The organism is Akkermansia muciniphila (assembly GCF_030848305.1).
In the GTDB taxonomy this organism is placed as follows: Bacteria; Verrucomicrobiota; Verrucomicrobiia; order Verrucomicrobiales; family Akkermansiaceae; genus Akkermansia; species Akkermansia muciniphila_A.
In genome coordinates this window covers 1,457,112-1,473,473 of sequence record NZ_CP114598.1, presented here as the reverse complement: position 1 = coordinate 1,473,473, position 16,362 = coordinate 1,457,112, and the positions used below count along the sequence as shown (strand labels likewise).

The window sequence follows — 16,362 nt, the reverse complement described above, 5'->3', positions numbered from 1 at the left end:
AGAAAAACACTGTCTATCAATCATAAAGATTACTTATCCCCGTGCTTTCCCCAAGAAAAACGGCAAATTAATCGCCTGACGGATTGACAAAACAATCAAAATAGTTATCCTTTCCGTCCGGTTGTGCATAGGCCGCTTAGACGGACGGCACTGAATCTAGTAATTCACAAGAAGCATCTTTCAACATCATGAGCAAGAGGACTTATCAACCATCCAAGCGTTGCCGCAAGCGTCAGTTCGGATTCCGTGCACGCATGGCCACCAAGAACGGAGCGGACATCATCCGCCGCCGCCGCGCTAAAGGCCGCAAGCGCCTGCTTCCCAAGGGAGCCGAAATCCAGTACAAGCGCCACACCATCCAGCACGGCCGTTAATCCAGCCGCAAGGATCCGGTTAACGCCTCCTTGGAACTTCTTTTCACGGGCCGACCCGCGGGAGATGCGTCTTACTCGTCAACAAAGCATGACCAGGGCATTTCAATTTGCCCGGGTACGCAACGAGGGACCATCCGTAGCAGGTCGGCTTATTGTTTTAAGCGCGGCCCCGTTGGAGCGCCCGGAGGAACCCTCCAAATTCGGCATCATCTGTACGAAAAAAATCGGCTGCGCCGTTGTCCGCAACAAACTGCGAAGGCGCGTGAGGGAAATACTGAGGGCGCACGGGGCTCCTTTTGAAAACGGCGTACACCTGGTGTGCGTCCTCCGCTGGCGGGCCGTGAAAGCCAGCTACGCCGACCTGGAACGGGACTGGCGGAAAGCCGCCCGCAAACTCAAACTGCAACTTCTTTCCCGGGAACAAGACAAGACATGATGAAATGGCTGCTCATCACCCTTGTGAAGGGGTACCAAACCTTCATCAGCGCTCCCCTGCATGCCCTGGGGGGGCCCGGGAGCGGCTGCCGCTATACGCCCACCTGTTCCCAGTACTTCATCCAGGCCGTCCGCATCCACGGCGCCTGGCGCGGCTTTCTTCTTGGCACATGGCGTATTTTAAGATGCAACCCGTGGGGCGGATCAGGTTATGATCCTGTGCCCCCGGCGCGTCCCCCACGCTGATCAATTACCCTTCTTTCCTTTTCCTTTCACCAACTCCAATCAAGCTATATCACATTATGGATCGCACAGCATGGATCATCATTGGCATTTGCGCCGCCCTTCTGGGCCTGAATATTTACATGGGCAACAATAAAAAGGCTGAAACCGCCACCATTCCCGCACCGCAGACGGCTGCCGCCGCAACCAATGCCCCGGTTACCGGTGGCCTCCCCGGAGCTGGGACCTCCGCCCCGGAACAGCCCTCCGTCAATAAAGCCCTTGAAGAAGACAAAACCGCTCCAATCACTCTGGTAGCCACGCAGGAAGTGAACGGCAGGCAGGAACCTTTCATCACTTACAAGTTCAACCGCATAGGAGGCTCTATCGGTACGGTTACCCTGCACAACGACATTGTGGACTCCCAAAAAGTCGCGGACCATAACATCACGATCAACGAAGCCCAGCAGCGGGGCATCGGAGAACTCGTCTTCAACATGGACGCCACCCAGGATCCTTCCTATGACAATACCGTGTATAAGGAAGTGAAACGCACGGCTGACTCCGTAACCCTGGAAGGCTATGACCCCGCACGGCAGCTTTTCATCTCCAAAACGTACACCCTGCACCCCGTCAAAAATCTGGAAGGGGAAGTACTGCCCGGCAGCAAATACCTCATTCGCCTGACTGTCTCCCTGCTCAATAAATCTCCCAATGTCCAGGATCTGCGCTATATGGGCATCTTCGGCGGGAGCGCCTACCCCATCGCCAAAAGCGAACCCAAAGATACCTACACCCATTTCTTTTACCACGCGGACGGCTCCCTGGAACAGGAAGTGCCTTCCTATTTCACGGGCGGCTTTTTCAGCAGCGCCAAGGCCCGCGTCCTGGAAGGCCCCCTTCAGGACCTGACTTATGCCGGCGTCATGAGCCAGTATTACGCCACCATTCTTCTTCCCCAGGATCAGTCCAGGGGCTCCACGGTGTACGCCACCCGCCAGGAATTCCCTCTGACGCATGAAGGCAACGCCCTGGTGCCCGGCGTCACCGTAGCCATGGGAATCCCCAATCTGACCATGGCCCCCAATGAAATCAAGACACTCACCTATGACATTTACACCGGCCCCAAATTCAACGCCTACCTGCGTGACCTGAATCTCTCCTATCCCGCCATCAGCGATATCATGGCATACGGCTGGCTCGTATTCCTGAGCGTTCCGATGAACTGGCTGCTCAACCTCTTCCACGGGTGGTTCGGCAACTGGGGCGTGGCCATCATCTGCATGACCATCGTTGTCCGCGCTCTTATCTGGCCGCTGCACAAAAAATCCTATATGGCCATGAAACGCATGTCCCTGGTTCAGCCGGAGATGGTCAAACTCAAGGAGAAATATCCGGACGACCCTCAAAAGGTGAACATGGAAATGATGAAGCTGTACCAAAAATACGGCATCAACCCGGCCAGCGGCTGCGTCCCCATGCTCATCCAGATTCCCATCTTCTTCGCCTTCTACCGAGTGCTCCAGTATTCCGCGGAACTGAGGGGCCAGCCCTTCTGCCTGTGGATGACGGATCTCTCCCTGCCTGATACCGTGGGCCACCTGTTCGGCATTCCCATCAATATTCTGCCCCTCATCATGGCCGTAACCATGATTATCCAGATGAGGATGACGCCTCAGGCGGGGGAACGCTCCCAGCGCATTATCATGAACCTGATGCCTGTGATGTTCTTCCTGTTCTGTTACAATTTCGCTTCCGCCCTGGCCCTGTACTGGACCACGCAGAATTTGATCTCCATAGGACAAACGGCCCTTATCCGCCGCCTGCCCATGCCCGTGCTTTCCCCCGCCAAAAAGAAGAAGTCGGGCTTTTTCCAAAAGATGATGGAGCAGCAGCGCGCGGCCCTGGAAGAACAGCAGCGCCAAGCTAAAGGCCGCAATATGCGCAATATAACGCCTAAAAAGTAGGAATCCCTGTTTTTCCTTCCGCCTCTTCAAGTGCGACCGCCCCGCGGCCGCACTTTTTTCATGGAAAGGAGCAGAAAAAGATATTTTGCCGGCGCAAGCCTCAAAAAAGGAAAGGGAACTCCCTTACAGAAATTCCGCAAAAAACCGGCCCTTTCCTGATGGAGAGGGCCGGTTTCCTCGTCATATATTCATTTGCGTAGTTAATTGGAGCGGCTTGGCAGAAAAAGCCAAACACCCGTTGAAGCAAACCTAGCGGATTACGAATTCGCGGCCATTCTCTGATCGCCTGAATAACAAAACCATCAGTCAGTTACCTTCCAATTTATTTTTTTATTAATTGCCATTCTCTCGAATTTTCAAAACCAAAACTCCACTAACACATTTCTATTCAAACTTTCCGGTTGACTTCGAATTCGTAATCCGTACAGAACCGGGTATTCCTGGAACATTTGTCTCCAAATGACCCGGCCATGAAACAGCGTGCACGCCTCTGAAAAAATGGGGGCCTCCACACCCGCGGAGGCCCCAGCCTTACCCCAAACAACAGAAAACTGCTGCATGCTTCTTTCAGGAATGCATAGCCAGGGCATGCCGGTATTCCACCGGGAATACCTTGATGAATTTGCCGCGTTCTTCCGGCCAGTTATTTAACAGGTCGTAAGCCCTGCGGCTCCTGGTAGCCATGTAATGCTCGTAAATGAGCTGAAGCAGTTCCGCTTCATCAGCGGAATGCGGCATGACTGTTTCCAGGTCCACGCTGCCCAGGTTGCATTTCTGATCGAAGTTGTTGTCCGCATCATACACGTAGGCCAGGCCGCCGGTCATCCCCGCGGCGAAATTGACGCCCACCTTGCCGAGCACCGCCACACGGCCCCCGGTCATGTATTCACAGCCGTGGTCGCCGATGCCTTCCACCACCATTTTGGCGCCGCTGTTGCGGATGGCGAAACGTTCCCCGGCCTGACCGTGAAGGAAGATGCTGCCGGAAGTGGCCCCATAGCCGATGACGTTTCCGGCGATGACGTTGTCCGACGGTACGTAGGAAATATGGTCCGGGGGGCGCACGATGATTTTGCCGCCGGACAGGCCCTTCCCGACAAAGTCATTCGCTTCCCCGACAAGTTCAAAGGTAACGCCGGGAGCCAGAAAAGCCCCGAAGCTTTGCCCCGCGCATCCGGTGAAGTGCACCGTCAGCGTATCTTCCGCCAGGCCGCGCGGCCCGAATTTCATCACCAGTTCGCCGGAAAGCTCCGTCCCCACCGTCCGGTCCACATTGCGGACGTCGCGGCAGAGTTCCATCTTTTCCCCCTTTTCCAGCAGGGGCTTCAATGCCGGCAGCAAATGGCGGCGGTCGTAGTTGTCCAGCGGTTCCTTTTCAAAAGAGGGGTCAAATCTGCGTCCGTCCCCCTCTGCCGCATGCAGGATGGAGGAGAAATCCAAATGCCGGGCCTTGTAAAAATCTATGGCGCGGTTGACGGAAAGCAGATCCGTCCTGCCTACGGCTTCATCCAGGGAACGAAGCCCCAAGGAAGCCAGGATTTCCCGCGTTTCCCGGGCCACAAAGCGGAGGTAGTTGATGACGTATTCCGGCTTGCCGCTGAATTTGGCCCTCAGGGCCGGATCCTGCGTAGCGACGCCTACCGGACACGTATTTTCATGGCACCTGCGGAGCATGGCGCAACCGATGGAGATCAGAATGGCGGTTCCAAAACCGAATTCCTCCGCCCCCAGCAGGGCGGCCATCACGACGTCCCTCCCGGTGCGCAGCTGGCCGTCCACCTGGAGACGGACGCGGGAACGGAGCTTGTTGAGCACAAGCGTCTGCTGCGTTTCCGCCAGCCCCAGCTCCCACGGCAGCCCGGCGTGCTTCACGCTGGTGAGAGGAGAAGCTCCCGTTCCGCCGTCGTGGCCGCTGACCACAACCACATCCGCATGGGCCTTCACCACGCCCGCGGCAACCGCGCCGATGCCCACCTCGGAAACAAGCTTGACGGAGACACGGGCATCCGGATTGGAGTTGCGCAGGTCGTAAATTAACTGGGCCAGGTCTTCAATGGAGTAAATGTCATGATGCGGAGGAGGAGAAATGAGGCTGACGTTCGGCATGGAATGGCGCAGCCGGGCGATGTACGGATCCACCTTGTGCGCCGGGAGCTGCCCCCCTTCCCCGGGCTTGGCCCCCTGGGCCATCTTAATCTGGAGCTCGGAAGCGTGGCGCAGATAATTAATAGTCACGCCAAAACGCCCGCTCGCCACCTGCTTGATGGCGCTGTAGCGAACTTCGCCCCGGGCGTTGGGTTCATAGCGGGCTTCATCTTCCCCCCCTTCCCCGGAATTGCTCTTGGCTCCTATTTTGTTCATCGCAATGGCGATGGTTTCATGGGCTTCCGGACTGAGGGAACCCAAAGACATGGCCCCGGAAACGAAACGGCGCAAGATGGAATCCACGCTTTCCACTTCTTCCAGGGGGATAGCGTCCGCCGGAGCAAATTCAAACAGGCCGCGCAGGGTGCAGAGATGCTGCGCCTGCCGATTGCTGTAATCCGCGAATTCCCGGTATTTCCGTTCGTCATTGTCACGCACGGCAGCGCGGAAAGCCTGAAGCGTCTGCGGATTCCAGAGATGGTTCTCCCCGCCTTTTTTATACTTGTACTGCCCTCCCGCATCCAGCTTGTCTCCGTGTTCCGCGTGTTGAGCGGCGCGCTGGTTGCATTCCGCGGCTATTTCATCCAGCCCTATGCCGCCTACGCGGCTGACGGTGCCGGGAAAGAATTCGTCAATCAGTTCCCGGTTCAGCCCCACAGCCTCGAACAGCTGGGAGGAGCGGTAGCTGCGCAACGTGGAAATGCCCATCTTGGACATGATTTTGAGCAATCCCTTGTCTATGGCATTGATGTAGTTTCCGGAGGCTTTCACCACATCCAGCGGGCAGTCCTGCGGCGCGGCCAGGGAAGTAACCGTCGCCAGAGCCAGGTACGGATTGACCGCCGTGGCTCCGAAGCCCAGCAGAAGCGCAAAATGCATTGTTTCCCTCGCCTCCCCGGTTTCCAGAATCAGCCCCACGTCGGAACGCAGCCCGGCGGAAGCCAGCGCGCGGTTCACCACGGAACAGGCCAGAAGGCTGGGAACGGGAAGGTAGCCGTTCCCTATGTTGCGGTCCGTCAGCACCAGAATGCGCACGCCAGACCTGACCAGGCCCACGGCGGATTCCGCCAGGCTTTCCAGCGTCTCCCGCAGGGCTTTCCCGTCCCCGCCTTCCGGGAACTGGAGGGGAAGCCTGGCGGAGGGGAAGCCGGCCTCCCGAATATTGCAGAGGCGGTTGAGCTCTTCATCCGTAATGACGGGACGCGCCATCTTGATAAGACGGGCATGCTCCGGCGTTTCTTCCAGAATGTTGGGATGGTTGCCTATGTATGTGGTCAGGCTCATGACCAGCTCCTCCCGGATGGGGTCGATGGGAGGGTTGGTCACCTGGGCGAAGAGCTGCTTGAAATAATTGAACAGGAGGGGAGCCTTTCCGGAGAGGACGGCCAGCGGCGCGTCATTTCCCATGGAGCCGAGAGGTTCCGCGCCTTTCAGCATCATGGGGCGGATGATCAGCTCCACATCCTCCTGGGTGAATCCGAACTGGCGCTGGCGGCCCACGAGGTCCGGCATTTCCGCAGAGGCGGAAATGGAATCAAACAGGGAACGGACGGAAATCTTGTTTTTCTCCACCCAGCGGCGGTAGGGCATGCGCCTGGCCATTTCATTCTTGGTTTCAGCATCGGATACCAGCCGGTGGTGCACCAGGTCGCAATAAATCATTTCCCCGGGACGGAGGCGGCCTTTGCGGGCTACTTTTTCCGCGGGAATGTCCGCCACGCCCGTTTCCGAAGCCAGAATGAAAATGTCATCCGTGGTCAGCGTATAGCGCGCAGGGCGCAGGCCGTTGCGGTCCAGCATGGCTCCTGCATTGATACCATCGGAAAAAACGACGGCGGTCGGGCCGTCCCAGGGTTCCATCATGGCGGAGTGGTATTCAAAGAAACCGCGCACATCCGGCCCTAAATGGTAGTTGACGCCCCAGGCCTGCGGCATGAGCATGAGCATGACATGGCGCAGGTCCCGCCCGGCGGCGGCCAGCAGCTCAACCATGTTGTCCAGACAGGCGGAATCGCTCTGGCCGGGGGAAATAAGGGGCAGCAGCTTCTGCAGGTCATCCCCCAGCAGGGTGGAGGACAAATGCGGCTCACGCACGCTCAGGTGGTTCAGGTTCCCGCGCAGGGTGTTGATTTCCCCGTTGTGTGCCAGATACCTGAAGGGATGGGCCAGGCTCCAGGTTGGGAACGTATTCGTGCTGTAGCGCTGGTGGACAAGGGCCAGAGGGGATTTAAAATGCTCGCTGGCCAGGTCTCCGTAAAATCCTTCAATCTGCGTGCCGAGGAACAGCCCCTTGTACACAATGCTGCGGCTGGAGCAGCTGCACACATAACAGCCTTCCACGCGCCGTTCCATTTCCCGGCGCATCACAAACAGCTTGCGTTCAAATTCCGCCTGATCCGCAAAACCGCTGCCGTCAATGAATAACTGACGGATCAGGGGACATGTGCGCTGGGCGTTTTTACCGATGCTGTCCCGGTCCATAGGAACCTGCCTCCACGCAATCACGCTGCTGCCGTTTTCCGTAACGGCGGCTTCCAATTCCTCTTCATGGCCGCATCCGCCGAACATCATGGCCACCCCGTATTTGCCTCTGGCGGGAAGCTTGTTGGGAAGCGCCAGGCGGAAAAATTCATCCGGAAGGGCCAGCAGAATGCCCGCGCCGTCCCCGGTATCCGGATCGCTTCCCACGGCTCCGCGGTGCATGAGCCTCTTGAGAACAGTAATTCCCATTTCAATGATTTTGTGGCTCGGTTCATTTTTCAGGTCAGCCACCAGGCCCACGCCGCAGGCGTCCCTCTCCTGTTCAAAATCATACAATCCCTGCGGCGCAGGAATGCCTGTCTCAAATTGATCGCTATTCATCAGTTTGCTGTTTTGTTTGGGTTAAGCTGACTTATTTGCAGCAAAAACCGTGCCAACATTGCCCAGACTTCCTATTTTCCCGCTTTCAAACTGTTTTACCCCCGTTTTACAAAGACTGACGCGGCTGCCGGCATAACAGGACATTTTGAAGCGGAATAAAAATATCGTTCCCCCCGAGAAGAATTTTTTACATTTTTGTAATCACCCCTTTGTTGCGATTTTACATTTTTGTAATTCATTCTTATGCGCAGTTTTGTTTCCCTTTTTTGCAGCCCCTTTGCCACAATATTCATATTTCACTAATAATCAATAAATTAAAATTAACAATATATTCATGAGAACATTTACCTGGAAAGTTGGCACGCTTCTTGCTGAAGAAAAGGTACAACAGTTAACCATGATGAGTGACTCGACACGAACACAAGCCATCAGCGCCATCGCTTCCCTGCCCGTGGGCGGAGCAAGCGAAAGCGCCCCGGTCAGCATTGATTATTACGGAGCGGATGTCTTCAGCACGGAAGTGATGAAGAAGTACCTGCCCAAAGATACGGCAAAAACCCTCCTGGCCACTATCCAGGACGGACTTCCTCTGAACGCGGACATTGCCGCGGATGTGGCCCACGCCATGAAGCAGTGGGCTCTGGAACGGGGAGCCACTCACTATACGCACTGGTTCCAGCCCATGACGGGCTCCACGGCGGAGAAGCACGATTCCTTCCTGGACCCCAAGGGAATGGAACCCATCATGAGCTTCTCCGGCAAAAACCTGATTGTGAGCGAACCGGACGCGTCCAGTTTCCCTTCCGGCGGCCTGCGCTGCACCTTTGAGGCCCGCGGATACACCGCCTGGGACCCCACCAGCCCCGCCTTCATCAAGAGGCACGGGAACGGAGCCACGCTCTGCATCCCTACCGCCTACTGTTCCTATACGGGAGACGCGCTGGATAAGAAGACTCCGCTGCTGCGCTCCCGCCAGGCATTGGGCAACGCCGTCAAGAAGCTGATGAAGTGCTTCGGCCTTCCGGATGAACACGTGACCATCACGCTGGGGCCGGAACAGGAGTACTTCCTCATTGACAAGAACTTCTACCTGAACCGCCCGGACCTGGTCCAGACAGGGCGCACCCTTTTCGGCGCACCTCCCGCCAAGCACCAGCAGCTGGAAGACCATTATTTCGGCTCCATCAAACCCCGCGTCCTTAATTTCATGAGCGACGTGGAACAGGAACTCTGGAGACTGGGGATCCCGGCCAAGACCCGCCACAACGAAGTGGCGCCCGCGCAATTTGAACTGGCCCCTCTGTTTGAGGACGTGAACCTGGCGATCGACCACAACATGCTGGTGATGGAGGTTCTGCGCCAGCAGGCCAGCAAGCACGGCCTGGTATGCCTGCTTCATGAAAAGCCCTTTGCTGGCGTCAACGGTTCCGGCAAGCATAACAACTGGTCCATTTCCTACGGGAACAAGAACCTGCTTGACCCCGGCTCGGATCCGCAGCAAAACGCCATTTTCCTGACCGTCCTGACCGCCATCATCGAGGCCGTTGACAAACACAGCGACTTGCTGCGAAATTCCGTGGCCAGCGCCGGGAACGACCACCGCCTTGGCGCGAACGAAGCCCCCCCGGCCATTATCTCCATTTTCCTGGGCGCCCAGCTCAATGAAGTAATTGAGAATATGATCAACGGCTCTTCCGGCTGCGGCAAGCGCAACGATACGCTCAAGATCGGCGTGGACACGCTGCCCGTCCTTCCCCGGGACGCGACGGACCGCAACCGCACCAGCCCGTTCGCCTTCACCGGCAACAAGTTTGAATTCCGCGCACCGGGCTCATCTCAATCCTGCGCGGGTCCCATGATGACCCTGAACACCATTGTGGCGGAATCCCTCGATTCCCTGGCGGAAGAACTTTCCTCCTTCGCTCCGGAAACATTCCTGCCGCAGCTCCAGGAAACGCTCAAGCGCAGGATTTCCGAACACAAGAGAATCATCTTCAACGGGGACAATTATTCGGAAGAATGGGTGAAAGAAGCGGAACGCCGCGGCCTCCCCAACCTGAAAAATACGATGACGGCCCTTCACACCCTGGTGAATGAAAAGAATGTGGCCCTGTTTGAAAAATACGGCGTCTTTTCCAGGCGGGAGCTGGAATCCAGGTTTGAGATTTTCCTGGAAGAATACCACAGGCGCATCCGCATTGAAGGCCGCCTGTCCTGGGAAATGGCCGCCACCATCATTCTCCCCGCTCTGCGCAATGAATACGAGCAAACCGTTTCCGCGCTCTCCAGGGCGCTGGACGCCAAGCGGACCAGCGGCACCGCCGCCCTGCAGAAGCTGGCGGACAAGCTGGGCGACGCCCTGGATTCCATCGTATCCGACCTGGATACCCTGGAAACGGCGCTTACGAGCTGCCATGAGGACATCCTCGTTGCGATGTCCCGATTGAGAACCAGCGTCGATGCCGCAGAAACCCTGGTGAACGACCGGTCCTGGCCTCTCCCCAAGTACCGGGAAATGCTGTTCATCTATTAGAGGGTGCACCGACGGGCTCCGGAGTTATGCCCCCCCTCGCGGGTCAAGCCTCTGTCCGCAGGGGGCGGCACGGCTCCGGAGCCTTGGCGCACCTTGTTCCGGCCTCCTTTCCCCACCATGTTCAACTGATCCCCACACCCTGAAAATCCGCGTCATTGACCGTAAAAAAACTTTCCTCCGGAGCCCGGCGGGCACTTAATTCCCCCGGCGGAAATCCGCGGTCCAGGATCACAGGATTCTTCCATCGCCATTATGCCTAAAGACACCTCCATTAAAAAGATTCTCGTGATCGGGTCCGGCCCGATCGTCATCGGCCAGGGCTGCGAATTCGACTACTCCGGCACCCAAGCCTGCAAAGCCCTCCGGGAAGAAGGTTATGAAGTAGTGCTGGTGAACTCCAATCCCGCCACCATCATGACGGATCCGGAGACCTCCCCGCGCACTTATATTGAACCGATCACCCCGGAGTTCGTGGAGAAAATCATCATCCGGGAAAAACCGGATGCCCTTCTCCCGACCCTGGGCGGGCAGACGGCCCTGAACTGCGCCATGGAACTGCACCGCAGCGGCGTGCTGGAGAGGGAAAAGGTGCGTATGATCGGAGCCAACGCGGACGCCATTGACCGCGGGGAGGACCGCAACCTGTTCAAGGAAGCCATGCTCCGCATTGGCTTGGACGTGCCGCGTTCCGGCATTGCGCACACCATGGAGGAAGCGCGCCGGGTAGCCGGGGACATCGGTTCCTTTCCCCTGATTGTCCGCCCCGCCTTCACGCTGGGCGGCATGGGAGGCGGCGTGGCGTACAATAAAACGGAATTTGAGGAGATATGCGCCCGGGGGCTGGATCTTTCCCCCGTTTCCGAAATCCTGATTGAAGAGTCCCTGATCGGCTGGAAAGAATTTGAAATGGAGGTAATGAGGGACCGCGCGGACAATTGCGTGGTCATTTGCTCCATTGAAAACATCGACCCCATGGGCGTGCATACAGGGGATTCCATCACCGTAGCCCCCATCCAGACCCTCACGGACCGTGAATACCAGGCCATGCGGGACGCTTCCTTCGCCGTCATCCGGGAGATCGGCGTGGAGACGGGCGGTTCCAACATCCAGTTCGCCATTAATCCGGCCAACGGCCGCATGATTGTCATTGAAATGAACCCCCGCGTTTCCCGTTCCTCCGCGCTGGCTTCCAAGGCCACGGGGTTCCCCATTGCCAAACTGGCCGCCAAACTGGCCGTGGGCTACACGCTGGACGAACTGCGGAATGACATCACGCGGGAAACGCCCGCCTGCTTTGAGCCCACCATCGACTATGTGGTTACCAAGGTCCCCCGCTTCACGTTTGAAAAGTTCAAGCAGGCGGACGAACACCTGACCACGTCCATGAAGTCCGTAGGGGAGGCCATGGCCATCGGACGCACTTTCAAGGAATCCCTGCAAAAGGCCCTGCGTTCCCTGGAAACGGGACGCTGGGGCTGGGGATTTGACGCGAAGGCTCCGCAGGCGCCTTCCGCAGAAGAGATCACGCGGAAACTGGCTGTTCCCACGGCGGAACGCATTTTCTGGATTCAAACGGCGTTCAGCAACGGATTTTCCCTGGATGAAGTGCAGCAGCTTACCCAGATTGATCCCTGGTTCCTGGCGCAAATGCAGGACCTGGCCAGAGCGGGCGACAGCCTGGACAAGCTGGATTTGCGGGAAGCCAAGAAGCTGGGCTTTTCCGACCGGCAAATCGCCCTGGCCCGGGGAACCACGGAAGAAAACATCCGGAAGGAACGTCTGGAACAGGGCATTGTGCCCGGATACCGGCTGGTGGATACCTGCGCCGCGGAGTTCGAAGCCTACACCCCCTACTTTTATTCCACCTATGGAGATGAAAATGAAGCCCGCGAAACAGGCAGAAAAAAAATCCTCATCCTGGGCGGCGGCCCGAACCGCATTGGCCAGGGGATTGAATTCGACTACTGCTGCGTGCACGCCTCCATAGCTCTGCGGGAAATGGGTTATGAAACCATCATCGTAAACTCCAACCCGGAAACCGTCTCCACGGACTACGATTCCTCCGACAAGCTTTTCTTTGAACCCCTGACGCTGGAAGACGTGCTTCATATCTGCGAGCAGGAGAAGCCGGACGGAGTCATCGTCCAGTTCGGAGGCCAGACTCCGCTGAACCTGGCCAACGCTCTGGAAGCCCACGGCGTGCCCATCATCGGCACCAGCCCCAAGGCCATTGACCTGGCGGAAGACCGCGAACATTTCTCCGCCCTGTTGAAGGAACTGGGGCTGAAACAGGCGGATGCAGGAACGGCCACCAATGTGGAAGACGCCGCCGCCATTGCCGCGCGCATCGGTTACCCGGTGCTGCTGCGCCCCTCCTTCGTGCTGGGCGGACGCGGCATGATCATTGTATATGAGGAAAAAGAACTGCGCCGGTACATGAATGAAGCCGTGGAAGCTTCCGAAGAACGCCCCGTGCTGATTGACCGTTTCCTGGAAAATGCCGTGGAGATTGACGTGGATGTCATCGCGGACAGGGAGCGCGCCGTCATCGGAGCCATCATGCAGCATGTGGAACCGGCGGGCATCCATTCCGGGGACTCCGCCAGCATGATTCCCGCCATGGGCATTTCCATGAAAATGCACAAGGAAATCACGCGGGCTTCCAAGGAGCTGGCGCGCAAACTGAACGTCTGCGGGCTGATGAACATCCAGTTTGCCGTAAAAGATGAACAGCTTTACGTCATTGAGGTGAATCCGCGCGCTTCCCGCACCGTGCCGTTCGTCTCCAAATCCATCGGAAGGCCCCTCGCCAAGCTGGCCGCACAGGTCATGGCCGGCAAAACGCTGGCGGAACTGGGCTTTACCCGGGAAATCACTCCGGAATACTATTGCGTGAAGGAAGCCGTTTTCCCATGGGGCCGCTTCCCGGGCATCGACGTGGTGCTGGGGCCGGAGATGAAATCCACCGGAGAGGTAATGGGCATTGATCCCGACCCGGACATCGCCTTCGCAAAATCCCAGGTCAGCGCATTCAATCCCCTGCCGACGGAAGGCAAAGTCTTCATTTCCGTAAATGACCGGGACAAGGACCGGGTGCTTCACATGGCCCGGCAGCTGGCGGACATGGGATTCACGCTGTGCGCCACGCGCGGCACGATGATTCACCTGCTCCAGCACGACATTGAATGCGAACGCGCCTACAAAGTCAACGAGGCGCGCCGCCCCAACATCGTGGACCATATTAAAAACGGGGACATTGATTTCATCATCAACACGCCCGGCTCCCACGACGCGCGAGCGGACGACATCATCATCCGTTCCTCCGCCATTGCCGCCAAAACCTCCTATTGCACCAACCTGGCTTCCGCGCAGGCCTGCGTGAATGCCATTGAGGCGCTGAAGAACAAAAATCTTCAGGTGTGCACCATTCAGGAATACCACGCCCAAAACCTTTAATCCCGCACCACCTACAGCATACTTACATCACCATGAGAGCCATTCTCGCACTGGAAGACGGAAGCGTCTTCATCGGTTCGCACTTCGGGGCCACGGGCACGGAAGTGGGGGAAGCCTGCTTCAACACGTCCATGACCGGCTATCAGGAAGTATTGACGGATCCGTCCTACAGCGGCCAGATCGTCACCATGACCTATCCCCTGATCGGCAATTACGGTGTCAATCCGGAAGACGGGGAATCAGACAAAGCGCAGGTCAGCGGTTTTGTGGTGGCGGAGCTGGCGAAGGTTCACTCCAACTGGCGGGCCACGGAATCCCTGGGCCCGTGGCTGGAAAAACAGGGCGTCATCGGCATTGAAGGGGTGGATACACGCAAAATCGCCAAGCATCTGCGCTCCGCCGGTGCCATGCGCGCCTGCCTCACCACGGAGCTGACTCCTGAGGAAGCCGTGGAAGCAGCCAGAAACGCCCCCTCCATGGAAGGCTGCAACATCGTGGACAAAATCGGTTCCCGCCCCATGGCGCCGGAGGAAGTGGATGCGCTGGTTACGGAAAAAGCTCTGCCCCCTGCGGAATACGATATCGTAGCCTTTGACTTCGGCATTAAATACAACATCCTGCGCCAGTTGAGGGAAAACGGCTTCCGCGTAACCGTAGTTCCCGCCCATACGAAGGCGGAGGAAGTGCTGGCCATGAACCCGGACGGAGTTTTTCTTTCCAATGGTCCGGGAGATCCCGCCACGCTGACGGACATTCACCGGGAAGTGGCTGCCTTGATTGGGAAAGTGCCCATGTTCGGCATCTGCCTGGGCCATCAGATTATTTCCCACGCGCTGGGAGCGAAAACCTTCAAGCTGAAATTCGGGCACCGGGGCGCGAACCATCCGGTCAAAGACCTGAAAACGGGTAAAATCAGCATCACATCCCAGAACCACGGTTTTGCCGTGGATCCGGCCACCGTTCCGGACGACGTGGAAATAACGCTGATCAATCTGAATGACAATACCGTGGAGGGCATCGCCCACAGGACGCTTCCCGTATTCAGCGTGCAATACCACCCGGAAGCGGCTCCCGGCCCCAGGGATCCCCAGTACCTGTTCCGGGACTTCAAGCAGATGATCGCCTCCACCAGGCGGCAGGAGGTACGCTGAGCCATACGGACCACCTTCAAGACCAGAGCATTTTTCTCGCCTCACAGGGAAAAATGCTTTATTTATGCACCGAAGCGCATGAATTTCATGCTCTGGGAGAGGGTTCCTTTCATCAATCACTCCCGCCAGCAAACCACCTACACACCACATGAGCAAAATCGCATTAATCTCCGGCATTACGGGTCAGGACGGCTCCTTTCTCGCAGAATTCCTGATTGATAAAGGGTATGAAGTACACGGCATCCTGCGACGGTCCTCCTCCTTCAACACGGGACGCATCGAACACCTTTACCTGGACGAATGGGTGCGGGACATGAAAAAGAACCGGCTGGTCAACCTTCATTACGGAGACATGACGGATTCCAGTTCCCTCATCCGCATCATCCAGACCGTGCAGCCGGATGAAATCTACAATCTGGCAGCCCAGAGCCATGTGAAAGTCAGCTTTGACGTACCGGAATACACGGCGGAAACGGACGCCGTGGGAACCCTCCGCATGCTGGAAGCCGTCCGCATTCTGGGCATGGAAAAGAAATGCCGCATTTACCAGGCCTCCACGTCCGAGCTCTTCGGGCTGGTGCAAGAAGTTCCCCAGAAGGAAACCACGCCGTTTTATCCCCGCTCCCCTTACGGCGTAGCCAAGCAATACGGATTCTGGATCACCAAGAATTACCGGGAATCCTACGGCATGTTCGCCGTCAACGGCATCCTGTTCAACCACGAAAGCGAACGCCGCGGGGAAAACTTCGTTACCCGCAAGATCACGCTGGCGGCGGCCCGCATTGCCCAGGGCATGCAGGACAAGCTTTACCTGGGCAACTTGAACGCCCTGCGCGACTGGGGGTACGCGAAGGATTACGTGGAATGCATGTGGCTGATTCTCCAGCACGACAAGCCGGAAGACTTCGTCATCGCCACCGGGGAAATGCACACGGTACGGGAATTCTGCACGCTGGCCTTCCGTGAAGCCGGAATAGAGCTGGAATGGGAAGGGGAAGGCGTGGAAGAACGCGGCCGCGACAGGAAGACGGGCAATATCCTGGTGGAAGTGGATCCCAAATATTTCCGCCCTGCCGAAGTTGAACAACTGCTGGGAGACCCCACCAAGGCCAAAACCCTTCTTGGCTGGAACCCCACCTCCACGCCGTTTGAGGAGCTCGTGCGCATCATGGTGCGCCACGACATGGAATACGTCAAAACTCCCGTCCGTTTCTGAG

Annotated in this window: 9 protein-coding genes; 8 read left to right on the top strand and 1 reads right to left on the bottom strand. The window is 57.4% G+C overall.

From position 1 onward, the window contains the following. The first annotated feature begins 188 nt into the window (after positions 1–188). The 4 genes from rpmH (at position 189) to yidC (ending at position 2,998) form a co-directional block, all read left to right on the top strand. Entirely contained in the window at positions 189–374 is a 186-nt protein-coding gene (gene rpmH, locus O4G22_RS06410) for a 50S ribosomal protein L34 (protein WP_012420297.1), read from the top strand. A gap of 64 nt (positions 375–438) precedes the next feature. After that, positions 439–810 (top strand): ribonuclease P protein component, encoded by a 372-nt coding sequence (gene rnpA / locus O4G22_RS06405; protein ID WP_094135555.1) that lies wholly within the window; start codon positions 439–441, stop codon positions 808–810. After that, positions 807–1,055 carry a membrane protein insertion efficiency factor YidD gene (gene yidD, locus O4G22_RS06400; RefSeq protein WP_094135554.1) on the top strand — a complete coding sequence of 83 codons (249 nt, stop codon included), beginning with the start codon at positions 807–809 and terminating at the stop codon, positions 1,053–1,055. The genes rnpA and yidD overlap by 4 nt, the downstream gene beginning before the upstream one ends. Before the next feature lie 56 nt (positions 1,056–1,111). Next, positions 1,112–2,998 (top strand): membrane protein insertase YidC, encoded by a 1,887-nt coding sequence (gene yidC, locus O4G22_RS06395; protein WP_297405394.1) that lies wholly within the window; start codon positions 1,112–1,114, stop codon positions 2,996–2,998. Positions 2,999–3,565: 567 nt separating this feature from the next. Here yidC and gltB read toward each other — a convergent pair. After that, positions 3,566–8,005, bottom strand: coding sequence for a glutamate synthase large subunit (gene gltB / locus O4G22_RS06390; RefSeq protein WP_306701303.1), 4,440 nt, complete (start codon positions 8,003–8,005; stop codon positions 3,566–3,568). Between the two features lie 397 nt (positions 8,006–8,402). Between gltB and O4G22_RS06385 the strand changes: the two genes are divergently transcribed. From O4G22_RS06385 to gmd, 4 genes are all read left to right on the top strand, one after another. Next, positions 8,403–10,538, top strand: a complete 2,136-nt coding sequence (locus O4G22_RS06385) for a glutamine synthetase III (protein ID WP_295978843.1) — start codon at positions 8,403–8,405, stop codon at positions 10,536–10,538. Between the two features lie 252 nt (positions 10,539–10,790). Beyond that, the gene (carB, locus tag O4G22_RS06380; RefSeq protein WP_297405391.1) at positions 10,791–13,994 is read left to right on the top strand and encodes a carbamoyl-phosphate synthase large subunit; all 3,204 of its coding nucleotides are present in this window, start codon (positions 10,791–10,793) and stop codon (positions 13,992–13,994) included. Between the two features lie 32 nt (positions 13,995–14,026). Beyond that, positions 14,027–15,145: a glutamine-hydrolyzing carbamoyl-phosphate synthase small subunit gene (gene carA, locus O4G22_RS06375; RefSeq protein WP_094135548.1), complete on the top strand. Its 1,119-nt coding sequence runs from the start codon at positions 14,027–14,029 to the stop codon at positions 15,143–15,145. 148 nt (positions 15,146–15,293) lie between these two features. Then, on the top strand, positions 15,294–16,361 hold the full coding sequence (gene gmd / locus O4G22_RS06370; protein ID WP_094135547.1) for a GDP-mannose 4,6-dehydratase: 1,068 nt from the start codon (positions 15,294–15,296) through the stop codon (positions 16,359–16,361). The last annotated feature ends 1 nt before the right edge of the window (position 16,362 follow it).

What these genes read in the sequence shown, in the direction of transcription:
- rpmH (WP_012420297.1), top strand. Translation starts at nt 189, where the DNA reads ATGAGCAAGAGGACTTATCAACCATCCAAGCGTTGCCGCAAGCGTCAG.
- rnpA (WP_094135555.1), top strand. Translation starts at nt 439, where the DNA reads ATGCGTCTTACTCGTCAACAAAGCATGACCAGGGCATTTCAATTTGCC.
- yidD (WP_094135554.1), top strand. Translation starts at nt 807, where the DNA reads ATGATGAAATGGCTGCTCATCACCCTTGTGAAGGGGTACCAAACCTTC.
- yidC (WP_297405394.1), top strand. Translation starts at nt 1,112, where the DNA reads ATGGATCGCACAGCATGGATCATCATTGGCATTTGCGCCGCCCTTCTG.
- gltB (WP_306701303.1), bottom strand. Translation starts at nt 8,005, where the DNA reads ATGAATAGCGATCAATTTGAGACAGGCATTCCTGCGCCGCAGGGATTG.
- O4G22_RS06385 (WP_295978843.1), top strand. Translation starts at nt 8,403, where the DNA reads ATGATGAGTGACTCGACACGAACACAAGCCATCAGCGCCATCGCTTCC.
- carB (WP_297405391.1), top strand. Translation starts at nt 10,791, where the DNA reads ATGCCTAAAGACACCTCCATTAAAAAGATTCTCGTGATCGGGTCCGGC.
- carA (WP_094135548.1), top strand. Translation starts at nt 14,027, where the DNA reads ATGAGAGCCATTCTCGCACTGGAAGACGGAAGCGTCTTCATCGGTTCG.
- gmd (WP_094135547.1), top strand. Translation starts at nt 15,294, where the DNA reads ATGAGCAAAATCGCATTAATCTCCGGCATTACGGGTCAGGACGGCTCC.